The 26632-nt window shown below is 65.9% G+C and carries 28 protein-coding genes; 17 read left to right on the forward strand and 11 right to left on the reverse strand.

What is annotated here, in order from left to right; genetic code table 11:
- Positions 1-22 precede the first annotated feature (22 nt).
- From DBO33_RS09880 to DBO33_RS09900, 5 genes are all read right to left on the reverse strand, one after another.
- Positions 23-424: a hypothetical protein gene (locus DBO33_RS09880; RefSeq protein ID WP_107654760.1), complete on the reverse strand. Its 402-nt coding sequence runs from the start codon at positions 422-424 to the stop codon at positions 23-25.
- A 296-nt stretch (positions 425-720) separates the two neighbouring features.
- The gene (locus tag DBO33_RS09885) at positions 721-3336 is read right to left on the reverse strand and encodes a polynucleotide kinase-phosphatase (protein WP_107654761.1); all 2616 of its coding nucleotides are present in this window, start codon (positions 3334-3336) and stop codon (positions 721-723) included.
- The gene (locus DBO33_RS09890) at positions 3336-4982 is read right to left on the reverse strand and encodes a 3' terminal RNA ribose 2'-O-methyltransferase Hen1 (protein WP_107654762.1); all 1647 of its coding nucleotides are present in this window, start codon (positions 4980-4982) and stop codon (positions 3336-3338) included. Before DBO33_RS09890 ends, DBO33_RS09885 begins: the two co-directional genes overlap by 1 nt.
- 71 nt (positions 4983-5053) lie before the next feature.
- A complete protein-coding gene (locus tag DBO33_RS09895) occupies positions 5054-5953 on the reverse strand; it encodes a glycosyltransferase (RefSeq protein WP_107654763.1) in 900 nt (299 codons plus the stop codon).
- 167 nt (positions 5954-6120) lie between these two features.
- Positions 6121-8580 carry a phosphoketolase family protein gene (locus DBO33_RS09900; protein ID WP_199856570.1) on the reverse strand — a complete coding sequence of 820 codons (2460 nt, stop codon included), beginning with the start codon at positions 8578-8580 and terminating at the stop codon, positions 6121-6123.
- A gap of 112 nt (positions 8581-8692) precedes the next feature.
- On the opposite strand from DBO33_RS09900, the gene DBO33_RS09905 reads away from it, so the two are divergent.
- The 7 genes from DBO33_RS09905 to DBO33_RS09935 all read left to right on the forward strand — a co-directional run bounded on the left by DBO33_RS09905 (position 8693) and on the right by DBO33_RS09935 (position 15081).
- Positions 8693-9268, forward strand: coding sequence for an FKBP-type peptidyl-prolyl cis-trans isomerase (locus tag DBO33_RS09905; RefSeq protein ID WP_107654764.1), 576 nt, complete (start codon positions 8693-8695; stop codon positions 9266-9268).
- A gap of 170 nt (positions 9269-9438) precedes the next feature.
- Positions 9439-10839 (forward strand): trigger factor, encoded by a 1401-nt coding sequence (tig, locus tag DBO33_RS09910; RefSeq protein WP_107660127.1) that lies wholly within the window; start codon positions 9439-9441, stop codon positions 10837-10839.
- Positions 10840-11019: 180 nt separating this feature from the next.
- Complete coding sequence (locus DBO33_RS09915) at positions 11020-11607, forward strand: ATP-dependent Clp protease proteolytic subunit (protein ID WP_107654765.1); 588 nt, start codon at positions 11020-11022, stop codon at positions 11605-11607.
- A gap of 68 nt (positions 11608-11675) precedes the next feature.
- Positions 11676-12347 carry an ATP-dependent Clp protease proteolytic subunit gene (locus tag DBO33_RS09920; protein ID WP_107654766.1) on the forward strand — a complete coding sequence of 224 codons (672 nt, stop codon included), beginning with the start codon at positions 11676-11678 and terminating at the stop codon, positions 12345-12347.
- A 448-nt stretch (positions 12348-12795) separates the two neighbouring features.
- Positions 12796-14076 carry an ATP-dependent Clp protease ATP-binding subunit ClpX gene (gene clpX / locus DBO33_RS09925; RefSeq protein WP_107654767.1) on the forward strand — a complete coding sequence of 427 codons (1281 nt, stop codon included), beginning with the start codon at positions 12796-12798 and terminating at the stop codon, positions 14074-14076.
- Between the two features lie 363 nt (positions 14077-14439).
- The gene (locus tag DBO33_RS09930; RefSeq protein ID WP_234390761.1) at positions 14440-14766 is read left to right on the forward strand and encodes an STAS domain-containing protein; all 327 of its coding nucleotides are present in this window, start codon (positions 14440-14442) and stop codon (positions 14764-14766) included.
- A gap of 36 nt (positions 14767-14802) precedes the next feature.
- On the forward strand, positions 14803-15081 hold the full coding sequence (locus DBO33_RS09935; RefSeq protein WP_107654768.1) for a ribosomal protein bL12: 279 nt from the start codon (positions 14803-14805) through the stop codon (positions 15079-15081).
- 55 nt (positions 15082-15136) lie between these two features.
- On the opposite strand, the gene DBO33_RS09940 is transcribed toward DBO33_RS09935, so the two are convergent.
- A complete protein-coding gene (locus tag DBO33_RS09940) occupies positions 15137-15589 on the reverse strand; it encodes an Lrp/AsnC family transcriptional regulator (protein ID WP_107654769.1) in 453 nt (150 codons plus the stop codon).
- A 110-nt stretch (positions 15590-15699) separates the two neighbouring features.
- Here DBO33_RS09940 and DBO33_RS09945 point away from each other — a divergent pair, with 110 nt between their 5' ends.
- The gene (locus DBO33_RS09945; protein ID WP_107654770.1) at positions 15700-16317 is read left to right on the forward strand and encodes a LysE family translocator; all 618 of its coding nucleotides are present in this window, start codon (positions 15700-15702) and stop codon (positions 16315-16317) included.
- Positions 16318-16595: 278 nt separating this feature from the next.
- Here DBO33_RS09945 and DBO33_RS09950 read toward each other — a convergent pair whose 3' ends face one another.
- Complete coding sequence (locus DBO33_RS09950; RefSeq protein WP_107654771.1) at positions 16596-18296, reverse strand: alpha/beta hydrolase; 1701 nt, start codon at positions 18294-18296, stop codon at positions 16596-16598.
- Between the two features lie 148 nt (positions 18297-18444).
- Here DBO33_RS09950 and DBO33_RS09955 point away from each other — a divergent pair, with 148 nt between their 5' ends.
- From DBO33_RS09955 to DBO33_RS43520, 7 genes are all read left to right on the forward strand, one after another.
- Positions 18445-18969, forward strand: coding sequence for a hypothetical protein (locus DBO33_RS09955; protein ID WP_107654772.1), 525 nt, complete (start codon positions 18445-18447; stop codon positions 18967-18969).
- Positions 18970-19029: 60 nt separating this feature from the next.
- Complete coding sequence (locus tag DBO33_RS09960; RefSeq protein ID WP_107654773.1) at positions 19030-19605, forward strand: DinB family protein; 576 nt, start codon at positions 19030-19032, stop codon at positions 19603-19605.
- A 38-nt stretch (positions 19606-19643) separates the two neighbouring features.
- A complete protein-coding gene (locus tag DBO33_RS09965; protein WP_107654774.1) occupies positions 19644-20315 on the forward strand; it encodes a DNA alkylation repair protein in 672 nt (223 codons plus the stop codon).
- Positions 20316-20417: 102 nt separating this feature from the next.
- The gene (locus DBO33_RS09970; protein ID WP_107654775.1) at positions 20418-21107 is read left to right on the forward strand and encodes a PAS and ANTAR domain-containing protein; all 690 of its coding nucleotides are present in this window, start codon (positions 20418-20420) and stop codon (positions 21105-21107) included.
- A 102-nt stretch (positions 21108-21209) separates the two neighbouring features.
- Positions 21210-21464, forward strand: a complete 255-nt coding sequence (locus DBO33_RS42650; RefSeq protein WP_159080185.1) for a hypothetical protein — start codon at positions 21210-21212, stop codon at positions 21462-21464.
- Complete coding sequence (locus DBO33_RS09975) at positions 21461-22126, forward strand: RNA polymerase sigma factor (protein WP_159080186.1); 666 nt, start codon at positions 21461-21463, stop codon at positions 22124-22126. Before DBO33_RS42650 ends, DBO33_RS09975 begins: the two co-directional genes overlap by 4 nt.
- Positions 22123-22677 (forward strand): hypothetical protein, encoded by a 555-nt coding sequence (locus DBO33_RS43520; protein WP_199856571.1) that lies wholly within the window; start codon positions 22123-22125, stop codon positions 22675-22677. The genes DBO33_RS09975 and DBO33_RS43520 overlap by 4 nt, the downstream gene beginning before the upstream one ends.
- A gap of 526 nt (positions 22678-23203) precedes the next feature.
- Here DBO33_RS43520 and DBO33_RS09990 read toward each other — a convergent pair.
- Both DBO33_RS09990 and DBO33_RS09995 read right to left on the reverse strand, forming a co-directional pair.
- Entirely contained in the window at positions 23204-23416 is a 213-nt protein-coding gene (locus tag DBO33_RS09990; protein WP_107654777.1) for a DUF397 domain-containing protein, read from the reverse strand.
- Positions 23413-24348, reverse strand: a complete 936-nt coding sequence (locus DBO33_RS09995) for a helix-turn-helix domain-containing protein (protein WP_325050707.1) — start codon at positions 24346-24348, stop codon at positions 23413-23415. The genes DBO33_RS09990 and DBO33_RS09995 overlap by 4 nt, the downstream gene beginning before the upstream one ends.
- 289 nt (positions 24349-24637) lie before the next feature.
- On the opposite strand from DBO33_RS09995, the gene DBO33_RS10000 reads away from it, so the two are divergent.
- On the forward strand, positions 24638-25084 hold the full coding sequence (locus tag DBO33_RS10000; RefSeq protein ID WP_107654778.1) for a DUF4254 domain-containing protein: 447 nt from the start codon (positions 24638-24640) through the stop codon (positions 25082-25084).
- Positions 25085-25089: 5 nt separating this feature from the next.
- Here DBO33_RS10000 and DBO33_RS10005 read toward each other — a convergent pair whose 3' ends face one another.
- Positions 25090-25869, reverse strand: coding sequence for an ESX secretion-associated protein EspG (locus DBO33_RS10005; RefSeq protein ID WP_107654779.1), 780 nt, complete (start codon positions 25867-25869; stop codon positions 25090-25092).
- Positions 25870-25871: 2 nt separating this feature from the next.
- Positions 25872-26078: a hypothetical protein gene (locus DBO33_RS42655; protein ID WP_159080187.1), complete on the reverse strand. Its 207-nt coding sequence runs from the start codon at positions 26076-26078 to the stop codon at positions 25872-25874.
- 49 nt (positions 26079-26127) lie between these two features.
- Between DBO33_RS42655 and DBO33_RS10010 the strand changes: the two genes are divergently transcribed.
- Positions 26128-26511, forward strand: a complete 384-nt coding sequence (locus DBO33_RS10010; protein WP_159080188.1) for a hypothetical protein — start codon at positions 26128-26130, stop codon at positions 26509-26511.
- The last annotated feature ends 121 nt before the right edge of the window (positions 26512-26632 follow it).

Consider the following 26632-nt stretch of genomic DNA (forward strand, 5'->3'; position numbering starts at 1 on the left):
ACAGTTGAAGCCCGAGTTCGGTCTAGGCCAGCGAGACCACCTTCGCTTGACCAGTGACGACGGTGTCTGCGCTATCGACCAGCGCAACGCGAACCTGGACGGTTTGTCCTGCCGAGAGTGGCGCATCCGTACCGGTTGTTCCAGTGAGCAGCACAACCGCGGATTGGCGGCTGCCGTCGCAGGTCACCGCCGTTTGAGTACCGGTGGCCGAGGGGCTGTCGGCCTGCGGGTCGCCCACCATGGCCCGAATCGCGGCCACGCCGGCCGAGGCTTCACAGCTGTAGTCGACCCCGATGTTGACCGGCCCGACACCACTGACATCGATGGAGTTCTCGGCTGCGGCCACGGTGGTGGCCGACGCGATAGCCAAGGCGGTGGCCCCGATGACGGTCGCGATGCGGGCGGAATGTCGAATAGTCACCATGGATCTTCGTCCTCCTGCGTAGCGGGAACAGGTCGCCGAACACACTCAGAAGAGATCGCGGCGTGGAATCAAGCCGCGGCAGAATGCTGCCTCATCGCCAGGATGGTTACCCGACTCGGCGGCGCTTCAACCGTCGCCGATGAGCGAGGGATTGCGCACCATCGCCGCCGCGCTGTCGATGATGCCTCTGCTCGTGTGGGGATGGATGGGACAGCGCTGACACCACCCAGTGCAGCGGGGCGTTCGCCGCACTAGGTGGTGTCAGCTGTCTCGGTCCACTTTCCGCCCACCGCTTCTTACAAACGCGGATCCACCGGCTCCGATTCCAGCGCGAGCACCGCGAAGACGGCCTCATGCACGCGCCACAGTGGTTCGCCCGCGGCCAGCCGGTCCAATGCCTCCAGTCCGAGTGCGTACTCGCGCAACGCCATCGAGCGTTTGCGGCCGAGGCCGCGCGTACGGAGTCGCGCCAGGTTGTGCTCGCGCAGGTACTCCGGCCCGTAGATGATCCGAAGGTATTCGGGGCCACGGCATTTCACGCCGGGCTGGACGAGCCTGCCGTCGCCCGTGGCACCCTCGGCCTTCTTGGCCCCGCGCACCAGTGCTTGCCGCGGCTTGACCACCATGCCTTCGCCGCCTGCTGCGGTCAGCTCGGTCCACCAATCGGTGGCGGCCGCCACGCTGTCCGCATCGGTCGGATCGACGAACATCCGCCCTGTCGGCGCGAACAGCTCGCTGTCGGCCGCGACCAGCCGGTCGATCAGCGCGAGATGCCAATCATGCTCACGCACGGCGTAATTCGAACCTTCGGCGGCGAGGATCTGGAACGGTGCGAGCCGAAGGCCGGCCATGCCGTCGACCGGCCAGCAGTAGCGGCCGTAGGCGTCGGTGAAGGCCGCCGCATCGTCCTTACGCGCTCCTGTGCGTGCCGCCAGGTCCGCGACGTCCAGCCCGCGTTCCGCCACCGCTGACAGCACCTCGGTGGTGGCACCGAGCGCCGCCCGGGCCGCCGTGCCGACGGCGGCGTACTGGTTGCGCAGCAAGCCGATCGCCTTCGCCGACCACGGCATGAGTTCGGTATCGAGCAGTAGCCACTCGCTGCGTAGCTCATCGAAAAGCCCCGCGGTTTCGGCGGCCGCGCGCACGCGGGCGAGCAGCGTCTCGGTGTGCACCGGATCGTCGAAGAACGGCCGGCCGGTGCGCGTATAGATCACGCCGGTGCCGCCGTCGTCCACGCCGAATCGGTCCCGCGCCGCGGCGGCCGACCGGGCAACCAGGACCACAGCGCGCGACCCCATGTGCTTCTCCTCGCACACCAGTCGGTCGACGCCCTCGGCGCGGTAATACGCGAACGCCTCCGCCGGATGTTCCAGATAGCCCGCCAGCTCCGAGGTGGCACACGGCGACATGGTCGGCGGCAGGTACACCAGCCAGCGCGGATCGATCGCGAACCGGCTCATCACTTCCAGTGCGGCGCAGGCGTTTTCCTCCTGCACACCGACCCGCCCGTGATAACGAGTCTCCACGACGCGGCGGCCGATGACGTCCGCCAGGTCGAGCACGCCGGGGTCCCGGTGCACCACGCCGCCGGCGGCAGCCGACACCACCGCGTCGGCCGCGGCTACGGTGGGCTCCAGCGGACGCGTCGGCTCGTACCAAACCGCCTCCGCCGCAACCGAAACCGGCTCACGCTCCGGATAGCGCAACGCGGACAGCCTGCCGCCGAACACTACGCCGGTGTCCAGGCACAGCGTGTTGTTCACCCACTGCAGGTCCAGCACCGGGGTGTGGCCGTACAGCACGGTGGCCCGGCCGCGATAGTCGTTGGCCCACGGATAACGCACCGGCAGGCCGTATTCGTCTGTCTCCCCGGTGGTTTCGCCGTACATGGCGAAGGACCGCACCCGCCCCGATGCCCGCCCGTGGAACTCTTCCTTCAGCCCCGCGTGCGCGACGACGAGCTTGCCGCCGTCGAGCACATAGTGGCTGACCAGTCCGCGGCAGAATTCGTGGGCCGCCTTGCGGAAGACCTCGTCCTCGCCGTCGAGCTGAGCCAGCGACTCGGCGAGACCGTGTGCCACCCGCACCTGCTTGCCGTCGAGGGCCCGGACGAGCTTGTTCTCGTGATTCCCGGTGACGCACAGCGCCGTTCCGGCCGCCACCATGCCCATGACCAGGCGCAGCACGCCGGGGGTGTCCGGCCCGCGGTCGACCAGGTCGCCGACGAACACGGCGGTGCGCCCCGCCGGGTGCCGCGCGCCGATGGCCCGGCCCGCGTCGTCGCGTTCGAGCACATAGCCGAGCTCGCCGAGCAGCGTTTCCAGTTCGCTGCGGCAGCCGTGCACGTCACCGATCACATCGAACGGCCCGGTGAGCTCGCGCTTGTCGTTCCACGCTTTCTCGTCGACGATGGTCGCCGCTTCGATGTCGGCCACGCCGCGCAGCACGTACACCTTGCGGAAGCCCTCGCGCTCCAGTCCGCGCAGGCTGCGCCGCAACTCGCGCTGCTGCCGGACCACCACGTGCGCGCCGAGCGAGGCTCGGTCCGGGCGCGCCGAATTGCGTTCCAGGCACACCGAATCCGGCACGTCGAGCACGATCGCCACCGGCAGTACGTCGTGGGCGCGGGCCACCGCGATCAGTTCCTGCCGCGACTTGGCCTGCACGTTGGTCGCGTCGACCACCGTGCGCAGGCCGCGCCGCAACCGGACGCCCGCGATGTGGTGCAGCAGCGCGAACGCCTCGCCCGTGGCCGACTGATCGTTCTCGTCGTCGCTGACGATGCCGCGGCACGCGTCGGAGGACACCACCGCGGTCGACCGAAAGTGCTTGCGCGCGAACGTGGATTTACCCGATCCGGTGCTGCCGATCAACACCACGAGGGACAGCTCGGGCACCGAGAGCTCTGCCATCACGCCACCCCTTCCCGGGTAGAAGCCACGGTGACCGTGGCGTTGTCGAACTCGACCTTGCTGAATATTGCCATTTGGGTGGGCGCCCCGAACTCCGCGTCCACCACGCCGATCGGTACGAATCGCACGGAATACCCGTGCCGCGCCGCCACACCGGCGGCCCATGCCGCGAATTCGGCCCGGGTCCACTCGAACCGGTGATCGGCATGCCGGAAAGCGCCGGCCGCCAACCCCTCCAAGCGCACATTGACCTCCGCGTTCGGCGTCGTGACGAGCACCGCCCGTGGTGCCGCCGCCGCGAAGACCGCATGCTCCAGCGCACCGAGACGCGGCGGATCCACGTGTTCGATGACCTCCATCAGCACCGCGGCGTCATAACCGCGCAACCGGGCATCGGTGTAGGTGAGCGCGCCCTGCAGCAGGGTCAGCCGCTGCGCCACACGTTCGGGCATGCGCTCGAGCCGTAGCTTGCGTTCGGCGATATGCAACGCCCGCATCGACACGTCCACCCCGACGATCTCGGTGAAGGCCTTGTCCGACAGGAGCTCTCGCAGCAGCGTGCCCTCGCCGCAACCGAGGTCGAGCACCCGACGAGCACCGACCTCATGCAGCGCGGCACGCACCGCAGCGCGTCGTGCGACTGCCAGTGACACTGTGCCCGGTGGTGTTTCAGCCACGTCGGATGCACTCGCGTCGACTACGGCGCTTCCCGCAGCGTCGATGTCGGTGGAAACGTCTTCGGCAACTGACAGTGCCTGGGCCGAAACGTCTTCTCCGTCGGCCACTTGCGCTGGCGCGGAGCTGTTTTCGGATCCTTCCGCCGCAAGGTCGCTGGAGGCAACACCTTCCGCGTCGTCCACTTCCTCCACCGCATCCAGCAACTCTGGCTCCACCTCGTCCAACTCGGCCAGCCGAGCCAACGCTGTCCGCACCAGCGACTGCCGTCGCGCCAGGTACCGCCGCGTGATCCATCCGCGCTCCGGATGCTCGGCCAGCCATCCACCACCCGCCCGGATCAGCTTGTCGACTTCGTCCGCGGCGAGCCAGTAGTGCTTCGCCCCGTCCAGCACCGGCAGCAACACGTACAGGTGGGAGAGTGCGTCCGCCAACCGCACGGTCCCGGCCAACTCCAGCCGCAGATAGTGCGAATCACCCCACTCCGGGAACGCCGGATCCAACGGCAGGGCAGTGGCGGTCACCGCCCAGCCGAGCGGCGCGAACACCCGCTCCGCGACCTCCGCCCCACCTCGGCACGGAACAGCAGGCAACTCGATGCGCAACGGCAGCGCGGGCTGCGCCAGCTCCGGGCGCAGCGGACAGCGCCCGTGCAGCGCGGTGCGGAACACCGCCCCGATCGCGACCGACAGCAGCGACGACGCCGCGTACGGCCGATCGTTGACGTACTGGCCGAGACTGAAATCCGGGGTGCCGCGCGAACGTCCGCGCACCAACCGGATCGGGTCGATCTCCAGCACCAGTGCCACCGTGCACCGGGCGGCGGTCGCCTCGGGGTACCCGACATGCGCAGTGCCGTAGGACTGTTCGAACGCCTGCACCCGGTCGGGATTCTTGTGCAGCAAGAACCCCAGGTCGGTCGCCGGCCAGTCGGCGTCCCCCGGTGGTGTGCAGGTGATCGTCAAGAGCATGCAGCGATCGTCGCCCAGTGCCGGGACCTGCGCAAGGAAGTTTCATCCCGGTCCGGAACGATTCGACCCGGTTATCCGTAGTAGGTGCGGTGGCGCAAGCTGGCTTGGAGCCTTCCGGCAAGCACACCCGCGTGCAGGGTCCACAAACCGCGCGGGAAGCGATTCCTGGTGAGCGGAATGAACGGATTGTGCAGCACCACAAGCACAATCGAGAACCACGTCGCCTGGAACGGCAATCGAGGACAGCCGGCAGCCCGATGCTTGACGTACACCTCGACGGCACCGCGCCCGTAGTTGAGCGCTTGCCGCCAGGTATCGCGGTAGGTCGTGCGCAGCCGGTAGGCGACGAGGGCATCCGCCGAATGGCCGAGGCGCAACCCCGCTTCCTGTAGCCGCCAGCTGATGTCCACGTCGTCGCCGCCGAAGAGGCTCTCGTCGTATCCGCCGACCTTGTCGAAGGCGGCGCGCCAGTACCCGGCGTTGTTGCCGTGCGCGTAGGGCAGGTAATGCGTGGGGAAGCCGTCCGCCGGCGCGGGCATCGGTCGCCAGCGTGCCACCTCCGGGGTGTTGAGCGTCGTCACCTCGACGGCGCCGCTTACCGCGTCGTAATCGGCGGCGGTCCGCACCATCGCGCTGAGCCAACCGGGATGCACCCGGTCGTCTTGGTCGACGAAGGCGAGGAAGTCACCCTCCGCCTGCGCCGCCCCGTTGTTGCGCGCGTACGACGGACCCGGTGTGGCGGAGCTGGCCACGTAGCGCAACCGCAATCGCGCGGTCAGCGGATGTCCGTCGATGTGCTCGGCCAGGCCGTCGCTGGAGCCGTTGTCGCTGATCACGACTTCGTAGGGCCCCTGGTAGTCCTGTTCGGCCAGGCCGGCGAGTTGTTCGTCCAATTCCGGCAGTCCGTTGAACACCGGGATGACCACCGAGACGAGCTCGGGCTTACGTGCAGGTACGGCTGACGCCGACATCGATTTCCCCCTTGGGCCTCGACGAAGACGCAATCGAGCAGAACCGGCAGGTGGACCGTCCCGCCCGACGGCATCGAGGAACTTGTTCGCGAACTACCCTTCAGCACAACACTTTTGAAGGTGTTCTCGGACGGCGAAGTATACGCCGGTGTTCCCGCCCGGCGGGGTCAGTACGGCCAACTCCAGTCGGCGACCTCGGGAATGTCCTCGCCGTGCTCCCTGGTCCAGGCCCGCGCCTCCCACCGCGCGTCCACCATTTCCTGACGCAACCCGGCGGCCCGCTCGCCCAGGCTCGGCACTCGATCGATGACGTCCATCACCAGGTGGAACCGATCGAGGTCGTTGAGCATCACCATGTCGAACGGTGTGGTGGTGGTGCCGCGTTCCTTGTAGCCGCGCACGTGCAGCCCGTCGTGGTTGGCCCGTCGATAGGTGAGCCGGTGCACCAGCCACGGGTAGCCGTGGAACGCGAAGATCACCGGCCGGTCATGGGTGAACAGTGTGTCGAACTCGCTGTCGGGCAAACCATGTGGGTGTTCGTCCTGCGGTTGCAGACGCATCAGGTCGACCACGTTGACCACCCGGACGCGCAGTGTGGGCAGCCGGTCCCGCAGAATGGCCGCCGCCGCAAGGGTTTCCAGTGTCGGCACGTCACCGGCGCAGGCCAGCACCACATCCGGGACGGTGCCGAGCTCATCGTTGTGTCCCGCCCAGTCCCAGATTCCGATGCCGCGGGCGCAGTGCTCGGCCGCGTCGTTCACCGAAAGCCAGTCCGCCTGTGGCTGTTTGCCTGCCACCACCACGTTGACGTAATGCCGGGACCGCAGGCAGTGGTCGTAGGTGGACAGCAGCGTGTTGGCGTCCGGCGGCAGATAGACCCGCACGATCGAGGGCTTCTTGTTGAGCACCACGTCGAGGAAGCCGGGGTCCTGATGGGTGAACCCGTTGTGGTCCTGCCGCCAAACATGCGACGACAGTAGATAATTGAGGCTCGCGATGGGCCGCCGCCACGGCACCCCCGCGCTGGCGTCGAGCCACTTGGCATGCTGGTTGAACATGGCGTCGACAATGTGGATGAACGCCTCGTAGCAGGTGAATACCCCGTGCCTGCCGGTGAGCAGGTAACCCTCCAGCAGCCCCTGGCACATGTGCTCGGACAGCACCTCGATCACCCGGCCGGTGCGATCGAGCTTCTCGTCGTACTCATCGATCTCGGCCTGCCAGTTGCGGCCGGTCACCTCCAGGATGTCCTGGAGCCGGTTACTGGCCAGCTCGTCGGGCGCGAAGGTGATGAAGTTGTCCGGGTTGTTCCGGGTGACCTCGCGCAACCAGGCGCCGAGCGCCCTGGTCGCCTCGTGCGAAGACCCACCCGGTGTGGCGACTTCCACTCCGAAATCGCGCCAGTCCGGCAGGTTCAGATCACGAACGAGCTTGCCGCCGTTGGCAATCGGATTCGCGCTCAGCCGCTGATCGCCCTCGGGCACCTGGTCGAGCAGCTCCGATACCGGCCTGCCCAGCTCGTCGAACAACTCCTCCGGGCGATAGGACCGCAGCCACTGCTCCAGTACCGCTCGATGGCCGGCGTCGGAACGCGCACCAGGCAGCGGCACCTGATGCGCGCGGAATGTGCCCTCGACGGGATCGCCGTCCACCACGGGCGGACAGGTCCAGCCCTTCGGCGTGCGCAGCACGATCATCGGCCACACCGGGCGCGCACCGTCGGTGCCGCCGCGCGCGGCACGCTGGATCTGCGCGATGCGTTCCATGCAGGTGTCCACCGCGACGGCCATCGCCTGGTGCACCGCGGTGGGGTCACTGCCCGAGACGACGATCGCCTCGTAGCCGTACCCGCGCATCAGCGAGACCAGCTCCTGCTCCGGAATGCGCGCCAGGATGGTCGGATTGGCGATCTTGTACTGGTTCAGCGCGAGGATCGGCAGCACCGCGCCGTCGCGCGCAGGGTTGAGGAACTTGTTGGCGTGCCAGCTGGTGGCCAGCGGCCCGGTCTCCGCCTCACCGTCACCGATCACGCAGAACACTGTGAGATCCGGGTTGTCCAGCGCCGCGCCGAAGGCGTGCAGCAGGGAGTAGCCGAGTTCGCCACCCTCGTGGAACGAGCCGGGCGTCTCCGGCGCGCAGTGGCTGGGCACCCCGCCGGGGAAGGAGAACTGCGCGAACAGCGCGCCCATGCCCGCGGCGTCCTGCGGAATATGGCTGTACAACTCGGAGTACGTGCCCTCCAGCCAGGCGCAGGCGTTCGGTCCCGGCCCACCGTGCCCGGGCCCTGCCACGAAGACCGCGTTCAGCCCGCGCTGCCGGATCGCCCGATTGGCGTGCACCCACACCAGATTCAAACCGGGCACGGTGCCGAAGTGCCCGAGCAGTCGCGGTTTGATGTGTTCGGCCTGCAGCGGCTCGCGCAGCAGCGGATTGGCCATCAGATATATCTGCCCGACGGCGAGGTAGTTCGCGGCTCGCCACCACGCGTCGATCGAGGTCAGTTCGTCGCGGTCCAGCGGGCCCGCGATATCCGTCAGCCGATAGGGCTGCGGGGCGACGCTCTCGCCGCCCGCGCTGCCGACATTGTCGGCGGAGGTATCGCCACCCGCGCTTGCCATGTGGGTCATGCGCCGACTCTCCTCGTCGTAGGGGGGAGAATTCCACTGCCAGCCTAGTGGCAGTCCGACGCGCGCCGGGTGACTCGGACATTCGGCGCGATGATGGTCTAGGGTCCGCCGCATGCACACACTCGGCAGGATCATCGGGATCGGCACCATGGCCGCGGCAGCGTTCACTCTGGTCGCCTGTGGATCGGACGACAAGGCGTCCTCTACTCCTTCCGCTACCGCGCCCGCGAAGAGCCTCTCCCCGACGGCACCGGCTGCGCCGACCCAGAGCAAGGGCCGGGAATGCACCGCGGAGGACATCGGCGTGAGCGGCGACTTCGGTTCCGCACCGAAGATCACCATCCCGGACAACTGCGATCCGCCCAAGACGCTGATCACCAAGGACCTGATCCAGGGCAGCGGCCCCGGCGCCGCCGCCGGCCAGCCGCTCACCATGAACTACGCGCTCGTCACCTGGTCGAACAAGCAGAAGAAGGACAGCTCGTTCGACCGCGGCACCCCCTTCCAGCTCACCCTCGGCGGCGGCCAGGTCATCCAGGGCTGGGACGAGGGACTGGTCGGCGTGCAGGAAGGCACCCGCAGGCTGCTGATCGTGCCGCCGGACCTCGGCTACGGCGCGGGCGGTCGCGGTATCGCGCCGAACGAGACGCTGGTCTTCGTCACCGACGCGGTATCGGTGGGCAAGTAGCGGCCCGAAAAGCGGCCGAGTGCAGCGCGCCCCGGCCGGTCAACTAACCTGGTCGGGATGCGTACGCCGCGTCCCTCGCCAGCCCGGCGGGTGCCGGGGTCCCGGTAGAAGTCCGGGACGACGGGGGATCGCGTCTCAACCAGAACAGACGACGAACAAGGAGCATGTCCGTGAAGAGCACCGTCGAGCAGCTGAGCCCGACCCGGGTCCGGATCAATGTCGAGGTGCCCTTCGAGGAACTGAAGCCGGACTTCGACCGCGCGTACAAGGCACTCGCCAAGCAGGTCAAGATCCCCGGCTTCCGTCCGGGCAAGGCGCCGGCCAAGTTGCTCGAGGCGCGTCTGGGCCGCGGCGCGGTGCTGGAGCAGGTCGTCAACGACGTGCTGCCCGGCCGCTACAGCGAGGCCGTCACCGCCGCCGACGTGAAGGTCATCGGCCAGCCCGAGATCGAGATCACCAAGATCGAGGACGGCGAGGAGCTCGCGTTCACCGCCGAGGTCGACGTGCGCCCGGAGATCACGCTGCCGGAGTACGAGAACATCGCGGTGACCGTCGACGCCTTCACCATCGGCGACGAGGACATCGAGGAGCAGCTGCAGTCGCTGCGCCAGCGCTTCGGCACCCTCACCGGGGTCGAGCGCCCGGTCCAGGACGGCGACTTCGTCTCGATCGACCTGTCGGCGACCGTCGACGGCGAGGACGTGCCCGAGGCGGCCACCACCGGCCTGTCCCACGAGGTCGGCTCCGGCCAGCTCATCGAGGGCCTCGACGAGGCACTGATCGGCCTGGCCGCCGGTGAGTCCAAGGAGTTCACCTCGACCCTGGTGGCCGGCGAGCACGCGGGCAAGGAAGCCGTCATCAAGGTCACCGTGCAGTCGGTCAAGGAGCGCGAGCTGCCCGAGGCCGACGACGACTTCGCCCAGCTGGCAAGCGAATTCGACACCCTCGACGAGCTGAAGGAAGACCTGCGCAACCGGGTCGAGCGCAGCAAGAAGGTGCAGCAGGCCGGCGAGATCCGGGACAAGGTGCTGGAGACCCTGCTCGAGCAGGTCGAGGTGCCGCTGCCCGAGGCCGTCGTGCAGGCCGAGATCGACGCCGTCACCCACGACGCGGTGCACGGCTTCGACCACGACGAGGCCAAGCTCGCCGAGGCACTGGAGGCCCAGGGCTCCAGCCGCGAAGAGTTCGACAAGGACGCCAAGGAGTCCGCCGAGAAGTCGGTGCGCACCCAGCTGCTGCTGGACGCCATCGCCGAGGCGGAGAACACCCAGGTCGGTCAGGAAGAGCTCACCGAGCGGATCCTGTTCCAGTCGCAGCGCTACGGCCTGGCGCCGGAGCAGTTCATCCAGCAGGTGCAGCAGGCCGGTCAGCTCGGCGCGATCTTCGCCGACGTCCGGCGCGGCAAGGCGCTTGCGGGTGTTGTCGGCAAGGTGAAGGTCACCGACTCCGAGGGCAACGTGGTGGACACCGCCGAAATGTTCGGTGCCCCTGAGGATTCGGCCCCCGAGGTCGAGGCCGAAGGCGTTGCCGAGGTCGAGTCGACCGAGACCGCCGCGGCGAAGGCTGAATAAGTGCAGAAAGCGCAGCTGAGCGCTAGCGAAGTTGCGCTGTGAGCGAAGAAGGGCGGTACCGGGAGTTCGGTGCCGCCCTGCTTCGTTAATGTTTGTGACAACGAACCAGAGATGGCCGTCGGCCAACGAGCCGGTAAGAAAAGGCAGGTATCCGTGACAGTCAATCAGGCAGGGGTCGTCATGACATCCCCGACTGCTGGTCTCAACCTCAGCGATTCGGTGTACGAGCGACTGCTTCGCGAGCGCATCATCTTCCTCGGCACCCAGGTCGACGACGACATCGCGAACAAGATCTGCGCGCAGATCCTGCTGCTCTCGGCGGAGGATGCGTCCAAGGACATCAAGCTCTACATCAACTCGCCCGGTGGTTCGGTGACCGCCGGTATGGCCATCTACGACACCATGCAGTTCGCCGAGTGCGATATCGCCACGTTCGGCATGGGCTTGGCCGCGTCGATGGGGCAGTTCCTGCTCACCGCAGGCACCAAGGGCAAGCGCCACGCACTGCCACACGCGCGGATCATGATGCACCAGCCGTCGGCGGGCATCGGTGGTTCCGCCGCCGACATCGCGATCATGGCCGAGCAGTTCGCGCACACCAAGCGCGAGCTCAACGAGCTGCAGGCGCTGCACACCGGCAAGTCCGTGGAACAGGTCACCATCGACGCCGACCGCGACCGCTGGTTCACCGCCAAGCAGGCGCTCGAGTACGGCTTCATCGATCACGTGATCGGCCATGCGAACCAGGCCAACGGCGCAGGCAACTAGGCGCCATCCGGACTCTTTCGTCCGTTCAGCGCATCAGCCGCTTTCCCACACAGACTTTGGAGACGAAGATGGCCAACCAGTTTGACCCACGCGCAGGCCTCGGCGGTATGGCACCGCAGGGCGTCCAGTCGCGCTACATCCTGCCGTCGTTCATCGAGCACTCGAGCTTCGGCGTCAAGGAATCGAACCCGTACAACAAGCTGTTCGAGGAGCGCATCATCTTCCTCGGCGTGCAGGTGGACGACGCCTCGGCGAACGATGTCATGGCGCAGCTGCTGGTGCTGGAGTCGCTCGACCCCGACCGTGACATCACCATGTACATCAACTCGCCCGGTGGCTCGTTCACCTCGCTGATGGCCATCTACGACACCATGCAGTACGTGCGTGCCGATGTCGCGACTGTCTGCCTCGGCCAGGCCGCCTCGGCCGCCGCCGTGCTGCTCGCCGCCGGTACCCCCGGCAAGCGCGCCTGCCTGCCCAACGCCCGCGTGCTGATCCACCAGCCGTCGCTCGAGGGTGGCATCCAGGGTCAGGTGTCGGATCTGGAGATCCAGGCCGCCGAGATCGAGCGCATGCGTCGCCTGATGGAGACCACGCTGGCCCGCCACACCGGTAAGGACGCGGATCAGATCCGCAAGGACACCGACCGCGACAAGATCCTCACGGCCGAAGACGCCAAGGAATACGGGATCATCGACCAGGTGTTCGATTACCGCAAGCTCAGCGCGCAGAAGAAGTGATCGCGTCGTGCGAATCGCCGACCCCGGCGGCGATTCGCTCGTAAATTGCTGTACCCCAGGGATATCCGGCCGGGAAGTGCGCCCAGTGGCGTGCTGCCCGGCCGGACTGCTCCAGTGACACGGCGGGCCCGGAAACGCTCGGGTCCACAGCCCCGATGAAACAAGCGGCCGGCGCACGAAATGGCTGCTGAACGGACGTAACGCGCTCCGGTGTCGTGAGAACTCGCACAACCCGGCGGAGAAACATGCTCGAGTTGTCGACCTCCATCGCACACACCAGGTACGGTCAACCTAGGGACCTTTGCTCCCGGTTGACAGCACTGCCTCACCCGCCGGAACCGGTCGATGCGTTTGCGATCACAGCCGGTGGCGCGGACAAGCAAGGCGGCAGATAGCTGGCAACCTGGACGGACGGTTGCACGCGGACAAGGAAGTAGGGACCCACGAGATGGCGCGCATCGGAGATGGCGGCGATCTGCTCAAGTGCTCGTTCTGCGGAAAGAGCCAGAAGCAGGTCAAGAAGCTCATTGCGGGACCAGGGGTGTACATCTGCGACGAGTGCATCGATCTATGCAACGAGATCATCGAGGAGGAGCTCGCCGAGTCCAGCGAGGTCAAGCTCGATGAGTTGCCCAAGCCCGCGGAGATCCGGGACTTCCTGGAGAACTACGTGATCGGGCAGGACACCGCCAAGCGCACGCTCGCGGTGGCCGTCTACAACCATTACAAGCGCATCCAGGCCGGCGACAAGGGCCGCGACAGCCGCGGCGAGGTCGTCGAGCTGACCAAGTCGAACATCCTCATGCTCGGGCCCACCGGCTGCGGCAAGACCTACCTCGCGCAGACGCTGGCCAAGATGCTCAACGTCCCGTTCGCCATCGCCGATGCGACAGCGCTGACGGAGGCCGGCTACGTCGGCGAGGACGTCGAGAACATCCTGCTGAAGCTGATCCAGGCCGCGGATTACGACGTGAAGCGCGCCGAGACCGGCATCATCTACATCGACGAGGTCGACAAGATCGCCCGCAAGAGCGAGAACCCGTCGATCACCCGCGATGTCTCCGGTGAGGGCGTGCAGCAGGCGCTGCTGAAGATCCTGGAGGGCACCCAGGCGAGCGTGCCGCCGCAGGGTGGGCGCAAGCACCCGCACCAGGAGTTCATTCAGATCGACACCACCAACGTGCTGTTCATCGTGGCGGGCGCGTTCGCGGGTCTCGAGCGGATCGTCTCCGAGCGCACCGGCCATCGCGGCATCGGTTTCGGCTCCGAGGTCCGGTCCAAGTCCGAGATCGACACCGCCGATCACTTCGCCGAGGTGATGCCGGAGGATCTGATCAAGTTCGGTCTGATCCCCGAGTTCATCGGGCGCCTGCCGGTTGTCGCCTCGGTGACCAACCTGGACAAGGAATCGCTGGTCAAGATCCTTTCCGAACCGAAGAACGCACTGGTCAAGCAGTACGTCCGGCTGTTCGAGATGGACGGGGTCGACCTCGAGTTCACCACCGACGCCCTCGAAGCGATCGCCGACCAGGCGATCCTGCGCGGCACAGGTGCTCGTGGCCTGCGCGCCATCATGGAGGAAGTCCTGCTGCCGGTGATGTACGACATCCCCAGCCGCGACGACGTCGCCAAGGTGGTCGTCGACTCCGACACCGTCACCGAGAACGTGCTGCCGACCATCGTGCCCCGCAAGGCACAGCGGGCCGAACGCCGGGAGAAGTCGGCGTAGTCCCCTCGACAGAGCTGAGAGAAGCCATCGCGCAGTGCGCGGTGGCTTCTTTCGTTCCAACAGGAAATAAATCTGCACCGATTAGGTGTAGGTCGGGTGTGGAATGGGTAACCCGCCTTCAGGGTTGAGCGAACAGCCTAGTTCTGGTGCTCATTGTCAGCCCGGGACGCAACGCATTGCCGGCAATAGACGTCAATTGCCGTGCGCGACAGGACCGAGATCCGCATGTCGTCAACTCTTGCTACTCCTGCAAGCCCCGCAACCACCACGTCGAGACCCGACCCCAGGGCGAGTCGAGGTGTGGCACCGAGTCGAGCAGTGTTGCCGAGTCGTACCGAACCGGAAGCTCGACTGCATGTTTCCGTGACCGCGCCGAGCGAGACAGTAACGCTGTGTGCCGTCGCGGGTGAAGTGGACTTCTATACCGTCGACCAGTTCCGGTCCCAACTGATCGGGTCGCTCAATACCGCTGCGCCACTGGTGGTCGTCGATCTGTCCCAGGTGACGTTCTTCGGCGTCGCCGGCCTGCACGTGCTGATCGAGGCGCGAAGCTGGGCCGAGCACACCGATCGCCGGATTCGGCTGGTCACCGGTCCTCGCTGTGTCGACCGGTTGCTGGCGGTCGCCGGCGATTTCGTCGCCTTCGACACCGCAGCCAACCTCGCCGAAGCGCTGCTCGGCGCCGCCTAGTTATCGGGACACGGCGGCGGTCACTACGATTCGATCATGTTTGCCCGCCGCCGCCTCGAGCGGAAGATTGATGCGCTGAACTTCAAAACGGATCTGATCCTCGAGCATCTGGGGATCCAGGAGCTGCCGCCCATGCCCGCCGAGCCGGTCCGGGTTGTGTCTTCTCACGCTCGACCCGCATCCTTCAGCTTCGCCGAGATCGACGCACTTCTGGCTGATGGCAAGAAGATTCATGCGATCAAGCGGTATCGAGAGCTGACCGGCTGCGGGCTCAAAGAAGCTAAAGACGCTGTCGAACAGCGCTATCCGTACTGAGTTGCGGTGCAGGCGAACTGAGTTGCCGCGCAGGCGGCGCTAGCGCCGGTTCTCATTACAGCGGCACCGGCCGCTCGTGCACCACATGTTTCATCACCAGCGTCGACGTCAAGTGCTGCACGCCGGGCAGCGTGGCCAGCTTCTCGTCGTAAAGCTGTTGGAACGCAGGCAGATCCGCCGCGACGATGCGCAGCAGAAAATCCGGATCTCCGAACAATCGTTGAGCCTGCAATACATGCGGTATCTCCGCGACGGCCTGCTCGAACGCGGCCACCGTCGTGCGATCCTCCTGGCGCATGGTGACGAAAACCAGCGCCTCGAATGTCAGCCCGACAGCTGCCGCGTCGACCAGCGCGCGGTAACCGCGGATCACACCGGTTCGTTCCAACTCCCGCAGCCGACGGTGACACGGCGACAGGCTCAGCCGTACCCGGGCGGCGAGTTCGGTGATCGTCAAACGCCCGTTGTGCTGTAGCTCCGCAAGAATCTTCCGGTCGACGCGATCCATGCGGAAGATCCTTCCACAAACGGTCGCTCAACTGCGAATACTTGGAATCACCTCCCCGTCGATCCCGCCTATTCTTCCTGCGGGTATTCATTCGAAGGGAGCAACTCCGCATGGCAGTCGGGTACATCGCCGCGTTCTGGACCGTCTCGGTCCTGCTGATCCTCGTGCCCGGGGCGGACTGGGCCTACGCGATCGCCGCAGGTCTGCGGGAACGTTCGGTGCTGCCCGCCGTCGGGGGACTGCTGCTCGGTTACGTCGCACTGACCGCAGTCGTCGCGGCCGGTGTCGCCGCGGTCGTCGACCGCAATCCCGTTGTGCTGACCGCACTTACCGTCTTCGGCGGCCTCTCCCTGATGTGGCTCGGCGGCACCACCCTCGCCACCGCCGGCACCCCCGCCACCCTCCCCGAACAGACCAACCCCGCCCCGTGGGGCGCCAGCGTCCTGCGCGGCATCGGCATCAGCGGCCTCAACCCCAAAGCCATCCTGCTCTTCCTCGCCCTGCTCCCACAGTTCACCGACCGCACCGGCTCCTGGCCCCTAGCCGCCCAAATCGGCACCCTCGGCCTCATCCACACCCTCAGCTGCGCCGCCATCTACCTCTGCGTCGGCACCCTCGCCCGCACCGTCCTCCGCGCCCGCCCCACCGCCGCCCGCCTGGTCACCCGCATCTCCGGCATAGCCATGATCATCATCGGCACCCTCCTCCTCCTGGAACGCCTGCTGTGAGCTGCGCCGAGTGGGTTCAGGAAAGTCTCCGAGAGATTTTGTTAACGGATTGTGGGGGAGGGGCGATGTAGTGGTTGTGGGGTTTCTTTCGGTGTCCCTCGCTGCCGCGGATTTCGCGGGTTCCGACTGTGTCGGCGGCGTGGCGGGCGCTCCGGGTTTCCTCCGGTAGGTAAAGGGTCGCGGGTGACAACACCTGCAGGCATCCGCGGTTCGTGCGATCCCTGCCCCGAGGTTGGCTTCGACGGCAACCTTGGGGCAGTTTCATGTCCAGGGGACGGTCAGCCCGGCTGGCACGGTGTGTCGGATTCGGGGATTCGTCCGTGGACGAGATAGTCCACCGCGATGATGCGGGCGCACGAACTGGTGCCGGGGATCGCTGCGGGAAATCCCTTGGGTCGTTGCGGCAGCACGAGATGACCGGGTGTGCCGACCACGGTGACCAGCCGTGCGGTGGGGATCAGCGCGCGGACGGCGCGGGCTCCCGAGATCGGCGTGACGGGGTCCCTCTCGTTGGCGATGAGCACTGCGGAGCCGATCTTGTCGTAGCCCACGGGGCTTGTGCCCGTGTGGGATTCGGGCCAGAACGCACACGCGGCGGTGAAGTTCATACCGAGGTAGGTCAACGGCGCGCGAGCGGCGAGTTGTCGTGCGGTGTCGACGATGTGATCGAGGTCGTGGCTCCATGCGCCGATATTGCAGTTGCGAGCGGTCCACCAGCCGACGCGTGAACCGGCGGCCAAGACGTCCTGGGCGAGCTCCTCCAGTAGTCGCGGGACCCGAAATGCCATGGCGGCGTTGATCTGTGCGGCAGGCGTGGGAGAGTCGACCGCGGTGCGCAAGGTCAGTAGCTTGCGTTCCAGCGCCTCATAGGGGCTGTTGTCGACGCCGAAGAACAGGGTGTTGAGATCGTTGCCGCTGAAGGTTCGATCGAACGGCAGCGCGATCGGGTGTGCGGTGAGGTCGGCGCGCAGCTTTCGCAACGCCGTGAGAACCGCGTCGGTGTTGTCGCCGAATACCGTGCCGCGCGCGGCTAGCCACGGTGCGAACCGCTGCTCGATCACGTTCTGCTGGCGCAGGACTCGTTCGGCGTAGGCTGCCGCGCTGGATACGGTCGGGTCGACTACCGAATCGAGGACCACGCGGTCGAGGCGGTCGGGGAACGTTCGAGCCAGTTCGGCGCCGAGCAGGGTGCCCTGGGAAACGCCGAGGTAGCTCCAGGTCGGGGCGCCCAAGAGCTCGCGTACCAGGTCCAGATCCCGGACGGTCTGCCAGTAGGTGATGGTTCGGGCGGTATCGGCCGGGGTGCGGTCGACGCATGAGCGCACCCAATCGCGGGCCTGCCCCAGCTGGAGTCGCACCGATTCGGTCGAGAAGTCCAGCACGTCGGTGCGGTCGTTGCGACCGGTGCCGAGCAGCAGCGGATCGCCCGAAACGTTTGCGTCGCAGACCTGGTCGGTGCTGGACAGGCGGGTGCCACGCGGATCGAAGCCCAGCAGGTCATAGGTGTCCAGCAGTTCGGGAATCGCGGCCGCCCACTCAGCCGGGTTGATCAACGAACCGGCCCCCGGACCGCCCGGGCTGGTCAGCAACTGACGTGGTCGGCCTGCCGGCTGTCGGGCGGCTAATCGTGAGATCTCGAACGTCGCGACCGGACCGGCGTCGGGTTGTGTCCAATCCAGTGGGGTGCGGACCGTCGCACAATCGAGCCTGTGGAGCAGGGGAGCGCGGACACCGGCCTCAGGATTGCCGTTCACCGCGGCGATCAGCCCGGTCTCGATGCACGGCTTCCAGTGCAAGCGCTGGTTGGCGATCTCCGCGGGGATCTGTGGTGTGCCAGCGGGGTATTCGGTGAAACGTGCTGGCGCCGGTGGGAATTCGAGATTGTACGAGCCGCTGTCCGCCGAGGCGTGCCCGGCCGCGAGCGATAGGACAACCGCCAGTAGCGGCAGCACGATGACAGGTCGCCGTGTTCGGCGCATAGTATCCCCCTTCACCCAAATGGGCCGGGCGCCAGTCTAATCAGAGATGCGCCTGGATCGCGTCCGGTCGTCGCGTCGCCGGCAATTCCGTGAACCCGATGCTCGCATTACGCTGTAGTGCAACGGTTTCGACCGACAGCAGGTCCCCATGGCACAGCTTCCGTCCATTCTCAGTGCGATTGCCGCCACCTTGGCGGCGATCCTGTCGTTCGGAACGCTGTACGTCACCGGTCGACGTGAACATCGCCGCTGGCTGCGAGACTCCCTGGTGGAGGCCTACGTGGAGTACGTCGAGGCGAGCTTCGCCACGCGCTCGCCGCGGACGCTGGAACTGCGTGCGGCGGACGACCACGCCGGATTGGCCGAGCAGAAGGAGAGTTCGGACGCCGCCTGCAGGCGTGCGATGACGAGCCTCTCCAGGCTGCGTCTGATCGCTCCGCGCGAGGTCGTCACCGCCGCAGAGCAACTGCATTTCGCCGATGTCGACGCGATGACCGTGGCGTTCAACGGCCCTGTGCCACCGGACGAAACCTGGTACGTCGCGCGTCGACACCAGCAGGAGTGCCGAGACCGGTTCATCGGCGAGGTCCGGAAATCGTTGGGTGTGGGGAAACCGGCGGACATCAGTCCCGGCAGGTCGTGGCGGTACAGCCCGCGATCCTTGAACCCGTAGGCGTGCCGACACTGAATATTGCGGACCGATTCTGTCCGCTACCGCTGTCAGGATGGCGTCATGAACGCAGACGAAATCGACTGGAACCGGACGCTGCGCGAGCAGTGGGAGTTCCACTGGAATCATCAGATCCGAGCCCGGCTCGAAGGTCTCACCGATGACGAGTACTCCTGGTCACCGGTCCCGAACGCGTGGAGCGTGCGACCGCGCGGCACCTCGACGGCGCCCGTACAAGCCGGCGCCGGAGATTTCACAATCGACTACGCCTTCCCGCCGCCGACTCCCGCACCATTCACCACGATCGCCTGGCGACTCGGTCACGTCATCGTCGGCGTGCTCGCCGCCCGCAACGCGGCACACTTCGGCGCACCGGCGGCGTCCTACGAAACCTGGGAGTACGCAGGCACCGCGGCCACCGCGCTCGACCAACTCGAAACCCAGCTCGACACCTGGTTGACCGGCGTGCACAACCTCGGTGCGGACGGACTCCGAGTTCCGGTCGGCGACAAGGAGCCTTACCCGGAGCTCGCCATGGCCGATCTGGTACTGCACATCCACCGCGAACTGATCCACCACCTGTCCGAGGTCTGCCTGCTACGCGACCTCTACCTGCACACCAAAACCGCCAGCGGATAACTACGCTGAACCTCCCATGCGACGGACAGGAGGCGGCGGTGGCCGAAACGACAGTAGCCGAGGTGCTGGCCGAGCTGTCCGCGCTCGAGGATCCGCGAGCACGCGCGGTGAACGAGAAACACGGTGACGACCACGGCGTGAACCTCAGCAAACTGCGCGCGCTCGCGAAGCAGCTGAAAACGCAGCAGGACCTCGCACGCGAGCTCTGGGCGACCGACGACACCGCCGCGAAACTGCTGGCGACCTTGATCTGCCGCCCGAAAGTCTTCGACCGTGCCGAGTTGGACGCCATGGTGCGTCAGGCGCGCACACCCAAGGTGCACGACTGGCTCGTCAACTACGTCGTGAAGAAGAACCCACACGCCGAAGAGCTGCGCCTGGCCTGGCTCGCCGACCCGGATCCCGTGGTCGCGAGCGCGGGCTGGGCGCTCACCACCGAACGCGTCGCCAAGCAACCCGACGGCCTCGACCTCGCCGGGCTGCTCGACGTAATCGAGGCGGAGATGAAAGCAGCACCGGATCGCTTGCAGTGGGCGATGAATCACTGCCTCGCACAGATCGGCATCGAGCACGCCGAGCACCGCGCCCGCGCCCTCGACATCGGCCAACGCCTCCAGGTGCTGAAGGACTACCCGACCCCACCGAACTGCACGTCCCCGTTCGCGCCCACCTGGATCACCGAAATGGTGCGTAGGCAGCAGGTCAAGTAGCGCGTCGCGCCAGCCCTGTCGATAAGCAGCCGGCACCCCAAGGGTGTAGAAGTTCGAGGCGAAAATTCGGCATCACCGCTGGTGACAGGTAATAATCGTCGGGTGACCGAGACTGTTGCACCCACCAACGGCCAGCCGAGTCTGGACGAGATTGCCGCCAGCAGCCCGTATCTGATCGGCAGCTTCCGATTCTGGTTTGCGGACCAGCGCTGGGAATGGTCCGATCAGGTCGCCCAACTGCACGGTTACGAGCCCGGCGCCGTCACGCCGACCACCGAACTGCTACTCGCGCACAAACATCCCGACGATCGCGACACGGTCGCGGAAACCCTCGCCGCCGGGGTCCGGCACGGCGAGCCGTTCTGCTCGCGACACCGCATCATCGACACGGCCGGGACCATGCACCACGTCCTGGTCGTCGGCGACCGCCTGTACGACGACACCGGCGCCACCATAGGAACCATCGGCTACTACATCGACCTGACCGACCGCCTCGACCAGAGCCACCGTGAAGCCCTCGACACCACCTTGCCCGAAGTCGTCGAAGCCCGCGCGGTGATCGAACAGGCGAAAGGTGTGCTGATGTTCGTCTACGGCCTCAACGCCGAACAAGCCTTCCGCGTCCTGCAATGGCGCTCCCAGGAAACCAACACCAAACTCCGCGCCTTCGCCACCAAACTCATTGCCGTCATCAACGGGTTCGACGGTGCACCGGTCAAAGTGCGCGCCCAGTTCGACCACCTGCTCCTGACCGTGCACGAACAACCCGACCCCCCAACCGATCCCAAATAGCGGACGGACCGTTTTCGACACCGAGCGTTGCGGTCTCAAGAATGCGCACCCGCGGGACGAGTACTGGTCATGATGCTGTTCTCGGCCTTCGATGGTGCAACCGTGGCGAGTTGGGCTGCGGCGGTTGCGTTCGCGGGGCCGCTGTGCTCGCTGATCCTGTACCGGCTGTTCGACTGTGTGCGAAACTGGCAGCGGCACTTGCTGACTCGGATGATCGTGCGCGAAGCTCCGGTCGGCACCGTGGTCAAGAGCGTCGCCCGCCGCGGCAATGCGGTGTCGACCCTTGTCATCGAGGTCGGCGACGGACCCCGGCGGCTACCCGAGCCCGCGGTGCCACGAGAGATCCGAGCCAGATGAACAGCAACCCCGAGTCTCCGGCGGACGAGCGCCAGTTCGACGAGTTGTTCCGGACCTACGCACCGGCGGTCTTCCGCTTCGCGCGGCGCGCTTTCCACGGGGACACCGACCAGGCGAACGAGGTCGTCCAGCAGGTGTTCATCGCGGTGTGGAAGCAGTACGACCGAGATTTCCGGGACAAATCGAACCGGCGGATCGTTCAGCTGATCATGCGAATAGCGGGACGGCGGGTGATCGACGTGTGGCGCAAGAATTCCAGATCCGAGGTGCTGGTGGGCGAATACCTCGACACCGATACCCCCATGCTGCTGGGACCTGAGCTCCGGCGCGATCCGCTGCAACGGGTGCTCGACGACGACGATCTCGAACGATTCCTGCAGGTGCTCAACGGCATATTGACCGAGGCCGAATACCGGGTCGCGATGCTGGCGTGGGAGCTGGGGCTGCCGGACTTCGAGATAGCGGAAGTGCTGGACTGCACGGTCTCGACCGTGCAGTCTCATAAGAGCAGGGCCCGCAAGAAGATCGAGGCGATCATGAATCCCGACCGAGCGACAGTCGCGTTCGACGGGGTCGACGAGCTGGTCGAGCTGATAGCGGAGTACCGCCAGAGCGCAGGCGAAGGCACCGATACCCAGGCAGAGGGGGTGCGGCCGGCATGAGCACCGATAAGGGCGAAGGCACCGAGCCGATCTCGATCACCGCTGCATTCGCCGAGCTGGACGGCTACCTCGCGCAGCGCGACGAGAACGTCTACGACGTGGAAGCAGGTCTGGCCGAGCTCAAGAGGCGAGTCACCGGCAAGACCGGGGCTGACGTCGATACCGAACCCAGCGAGGACGCCACTATCGACGTGCATCCCGACCTGATGGTGAACGACACGAGAATGGTCAGCGCGGTCTCGCCCGAATCGGCGTCGCGACGGGAAGGGACAGACAGCTGGATGCTGAGCTGGCTGCCCGATCGGGAGCTGACCTTCGCCGAGGCACTAGCCGGGATGGAGCTCGACCGGCTCCTCAGCGATCCCGAGCTGGCGCACGACAAGTCGAACCATGCTCGCCTCGATCTGCTCGCCGATCAGTTGGGCCTGCCCGTGGCGCAAGCGATAATCCTGCTCTCCGAGCGTTTGGTAGAGCGCATGCGCGCCGACTCGTCCACATCTGTACAGGTGAGTGGTCCACGCAAAGAACTGATCGATCGCTGGCTCGGCTGAGTGGCGCGCACTCGCCACGCTGTCCGCCACCAGCGCAAGACAGTTGTGGTCGGTGGTTGGCACTATTGCGGCAGCATGCCGGATTTTAGTTCTGTTCGGGACAGCCTGGAGGGTTTGTCCGTTGGTGATGCGCTGGGTGCGCAGTTCTTTGTGCCTGGGCGGTCTGTTAGTGAATTGATTGCCGGGCGACCGCCGGCGGGGCCGTGGGAGTGGACTGACGATACCGAGATGGCCTGTTCGGTGTATTCGGAAATTCGTCGCCTTGGGCGGGTTGATCAGGATGCGCTTGCGGCGGTATTTGCTGGTCCTGTCTCTTTTAAACATCTCCCAGCCCCCGAGACCGTACTAGAAATCGTATGCCGTCTTCTGCTTGTAAAAANGGGGCGGCGAGGGGAGATGCGTGGGGTGCCGGAGGAGTGGTTGGCGGCGCGTGAGCCGCTGCCCGCTTGGGTGGCAGAGTGAGGTAGAAGTGAAGTGCCCTCGGGTGTTTCAACGCGATCCGAGGGCGGTTCACTGCCGGACGCCTTCAGCGACTTCGGCGGTTGAACTCTCCACCGACGACTCCAGTTGTGAAGGCGTTCCATTCGTCGGGGGCGAAGATCAGTGCGGAACCGTTGGGGTTCTTGGAGTCTCGGACACCGACTGCGCCATCGGCGAGGAAGGCGACTTCCACACATTCGCCGTTGGGGTTGCTGCGGCTGCTCTTGAACCACTCAGCGCCGGTTAAATCGACGGTCACGCTAGATACTCCCTTGCTACCTGCCGGAACAGATTCCTGCTGGCCGTGGCATCCAACGCTGCCTGACGGATGCCCTCGTACGATTCATCGTAGCGTCTGACGTCATCCGGTTTTTCGAGGTAAAGGTTGCCGACCGAGCTGCCTTCGATGAAGACCACGGTGGGTTCTACCGGTTCGCCAGTCGCTGTCGTACCGAAGTCCAAGATGACGAACGGCCCTATGTAAGCCCCGCCTGGGAATCCCGCGCGGAATGGAAGCACGCGGATGGTGACGTTCGGCCTAGTGCTGATGTCGGCCAGCCACTTGAGCTGCGCCGCCATGATTCGTCGGCTACCGGAGATGCGGTGCAGTGCCGCCTCACCTATCAGCGCGTTGACCGCGGTGGGGCCTGTTTTGCGTGTCACGATGTTCTGCCGCTGCATCCTCAGCTGAATCCATCGGTCATGTTCTGCTGCATCTGCATCCGGAAGACACAGCTCCGCTAGCGCGCGAAGGTAGTCCGGCGTCTGGAATAAGCCTGGTATCAGCTCGGGATGATAAGAGCGCAATTCGACCGCGGCCGTTTCTAGTCCGACGTACACATCAAAGTCCTTCGGGATGAGGTCGCCGTACTCGTGCCACCAACTCTTGACGCTGGCCTGCCGGGCCAGCCCGGTGAGCGCTTCAGCCAGTTCGCTCGGCACCCCGTACAGATCGCACGCCGCCTGGATATCGCGCACCTTGATCCGACTGTTTTGCCCGCGCTCCAGCCGTTGCAAGCTGCTCGAACCCATCTCCAGTAGCTCAGCGGCCTTCTGCTGACTCATTCCCGCGCGACTGCGCCACTCCGTCAAATACCGACCGAGTTGCCTTCGCGGCAGGGTAGATCCGGTTTCCGGCATGAAGTCCTCCCCACTTCGGGCGGGCCGTTCGACCCGCATCGGGTAGATCATGGCAACTGCCGCGGGAGGTTTGCTGGGGATTCGGGGGAGTTCATTCGGGCCGCCCGAAGCCGCACACATCGCCACCCTGGCAGGTGTTTTGTTTGATGTGCGCCCGGTCGACGCGGTTAGGGAGTCCACCTCAAACCTAACAGTTTCGTTGTCGGCCGGGCGCACCCTTGAAACGGCGATGCGAGTCGAGGCTTTGGATGGACAACCTGATCCGAATAGTTCTGCGAGCCGGCCTTGTCGATGCCGTCACAGTGCCCGCACTGCTCTCCTGTGCCACAAGGAAGCCGCGATGCTGACCGATCCGTTGCCACCGAAACATCAACTGCTGCAAGCTTGTCGGGGCGACCTATCGGTGGATCACCCGTTGTTGCGCTTGGCGCGCGAGCTATCGGATCTGCACGACCAACGGTTGTATGCCGCACGCGAGACTCTCGCCGACCGCAGGCATATCGATCAAATCGACGTGCAGCGAGCAAGATTGGTGCGCGACATCGATCGCTGGGTCACCCTGCAACTACCGCCCTCGCACGGTGCCGCTTACATACATACCGAGACTGTCGGGGCCGTGGTCGACCGCCTTGCCCAGCTCACTGCGTGCGCCTTCGCGGCCTTGGCGAGCGCATCGCAGTGGGAGCTGGGCGACGCCTGGGAACAACTCGCCGAATTAGCCGTCGGTTATGACGATTTGGCCGCTGAGGTGTGCGCTGGACGTAGACGCCTACCGGGTGGACCGTAGCCCCTTCACCACGTGACTTTGGTCTGCTCGTTTTCCATGCGGTAGTAGCGGCGGGTCAGGTCGAGGAGGCGGGCTATTTCGTTGGTCATCGAGGTGGGGCTCATGGGAGTGGCGACGATCGGGTCGCCGGATTTGATGTAGTAGCGACCGTCGTCGGCGTAGTCGGTCCAGAGGAATCCTCGGCCGTCGGTTGTCGGTCTGGAATCCATTGCGGGTCCTGGAAATACGGTGATCTCGCCGACTGCGGTGCGATCGCGTTTGAACATGCGGTTGAGTTGATCGTTGATGCTGACCTCGTTCGCGCGACGGGAGTAGCGCTGACGGTCCGCGGCGATCTCGTCCCTGCGAAAACTGACCGCAGGTTGCTTGCCCGCCTGGGCCTTGGGCAAGGCCGACACCGCCGCTGCGGCCACCTCGCTCGGTGCGCACAAGCCCATGATCACGTCACCGCCGGTGTCTTCGGCGGTGCCAGGCAGCTGAACAAGGGTGGCGCCGGATCCGTTTCGGACTGCGCCGTGGAATCGGAACACCGCGGTGAGACCGGAACCGCCGAAAGCCTTGGATTCGACACGTGCTTCGGGCTCCAGCAACGTCGACAAGGCGAGTTCCAGATTCTCCGAATACTGGCCGAGTAGCGCCTCGACCGCCGACTCTCGTTGCCGCACAAGGTCTTCCCAGTCGACTGCGGTAGTGGGGCGGAAGGCCAGCGGGTAGGGCAGACGATCGCGATCGTAAGCCGACCAGAGGATGTCGAATTCCTGGCCGGTGAATCTCCAACTGCGCACGCTCAGTTTTCCCCGATCACCGGGGGAACAGCTTTGGTCGGCTCGCCGAGCAGTTCTTCGGACCAATCGCGGATCAAGTAATCCTTGGTCTGATGGGTGTTTTCCTCGTCGTCCTGCTTGCCGGCGGCGCCGGCCATCGGCATGCCGCTCATGCCGGGACGTCCGGCGGCGACGGTGCTTGTCCCGGTGCGGGCGGCCGCTGGGGCCACGGTCCCGGGCTGTTGCGGGCTGCCCGGGACGCTGCGACCAGGAGCAGGTGTGCCGGGAGTGCTTGGGGTGCCGGGACTTCCAGGGCTGCCCGGCGAACGCGTAGTTGCCGGACTACCCGGTGAGGTGCTGCGGCTGGGTACCGGAGTCCCCGGAGTCGTTGTGGTGCTCGGAGCGTTCGGGTTCGGCGTGCCGGCCGGAGTGGTATTAGCAGGCGACGTGGGATTGGTTGCCTGCGTGGTGGATTGCGGTGTCGTCGTGCTGGCCGGATTGGTCTGTGAGTTCTGGCCGGCGGGTTGGGTGGTCGAGTTCGGATCCTGCTTCGGATCTGCGGCCTGGTTCTCGGTTGACGCCGGATCTTGCTGTTTCGACGGATCGCCCGTGGCAGAGGATGTCGTCGGACCGGAGGAAGTCGATGGGGGAGACACCGATTGATCCGGATTGTTCACCAGCGTCGGCGAGTTCGGTACCACCGGAACGCCATTGTCGGTCTGGTTCGCGACCTGCCAATACACTGTGCGCAGCACCCGCCGCGCTTCCGCGGTTGCCTCGGTCT

It is taken from the genome of Nocardia suismassiliense, assembly GCF_900269665.1.
Lineage (GTDB): Bacteria > Actinomycetota > Actinomycetes > Mycobacteriales > Mycobacteriaceae > Nocardia > Nocardia suismassiliense.

What these genes read in the sequence shown, in the direction of transcription:
- DBO33_RS09940 (WP_107654769.1), bottom strand. Translation starts at nt 15,589, where the DNA reads ATGGATCGCGTCGACCGGAAGATTCTTGCGGAGCTACAGCACAACGGG.
- DBO33_RS09935 (WP_107654768.1), top strand. Translation starts at nt 14,803, where the DNA reads ATGTTTGCCCGCCGCCGCCTCGAGCGGAAGATTGATGCGCTGAACTTC.
- DBO33_RS09995 (WP_325050707.1), bottom strand. Translation starts at nt 24,348, where the DNA reads ATGATCTACCCGATGCGGGTCGAACGGCCCGCCCGAAGTGGGGAGGAC.
- DBO33_RS09945 (WP_107654770.1), top strand. Translation starts at nt 15,700, where the DNA reads ATGGCAGTCGGGTACATCGCCGCGTTCTGGACCGTCTCGGTCCTGCTG.
- DBO33_RS09955 (WP_107654772.1), top strand. Translation starts at nt 18,445, where the DNA reads ATGGCACAGCTTCCGTCCATTCTCAGTGCGATTGCCGCCACCTTGGCG.
- DBO33_RS09895 (WP_107654763.1), bottom strand. Translation starts at nt 5,953, where the DNA reads ATGTCGGCGTCAGCCGTACCTGCACGTAAGCCCGAGCTCGTCTCGGTG.
- DBO33_RS09920 (WP_107654766.1), top strand. Translation starts at nt 11,676, where the DNA reads ATGGCCAACCAGTTTGACCCACGCGCAGGCCTCGGCGGTATGGCACCG.
- DBO33_RS09905 (WP_107654764.1), top strand. Translation starts at nt 8,693, where the DNA reads ATGCACACACTCGGCAGGATCATCGGGATCGGCACCATGGCCGCGGCA.
- DBO33_RS10000 (WP_107654778.1), top strand. Translation starts at nt 24,638, where the DNA reads ATGCTGACCGATCCGTTGCCACCGAAACATCAACTGCTGCAAGCTTGT.
- clpX (WP_107654767.1), top strand. Translation starts at nt 12,796, where the DNA reads ATGGCGCGCATCGGAGATGGCGGCGATCTGCTCAAGTGCTCGTTCTGC.
- DBO33_RS09975 (WP_159080186.1), top strand. Translation starts at nt 21,461, where the DNA reads ATGAACAGCAACCCCGAGTCTCCGGCGGACGAGCGCCAGTTCGACGAG.
- DBO33_RS09880 (WP_107654760.1), bottom strand. Translation starts at nt 424, where the DNA reads ATGGTGACTATTCGACATTCCGCCCGCATCGCGACCGTCATCGGGGCC.
- DBO33_RS09960 (WP_107654773.1), top strand. Translation starts at nt 19,030, where the DNA reads ATGAACGCAGACGAAATCGACTGGAACCGGACGCTGCGCGAGCAGTGG.
- DBO33_RS09890 (WP_107654762.1), bottom strand. Translation starts at nt 4,982, where the DNA reads ATGCTCTTGACGATCACCTGCACACCACCGGGGGACGCCGACTGGCCG.
- DBO33_RS09915 (WP_107654765.1), top strand. Translation starts at nt 11,020, where the DNA reads ATGACATCCCCGACTGCTGGTCTCAACCTCAGCGATTCGGTGTACGAG.
- DBO33_RS09950 (WP_107654771.1), bottom strand. Translation starts at nt 18,296, where the DNA reads ATGCGCCGAACACGGCGACCTGTCATCGTGCTGCCGCTACTGGCGGTT.
- DBO33_RS43520 (WP_199856571.1), top strand. Translation starts at nt 22,123, where the DNA reads ATGAGCACCGATAAGGGCGAAGGCACCGAGCCGATCTCGATCACCGCT.
- DBO33_RS09900 (WP_199856570.1), bottom strand. Translation starts at nt 8,580, where the DNA reads ATGACCCACATGGCAAGCGCGGGTGGCGATACCTCCGCCGACAATGTC.
- DBO33_RS09885 (WP_107654761.1), bottom strand. Translation starts at nt 3,336, where the DNA reads ATGGCAGAGCTCTCGGTGCCCGAGCTGTCCCTCGTGGTGTTGATCGGC.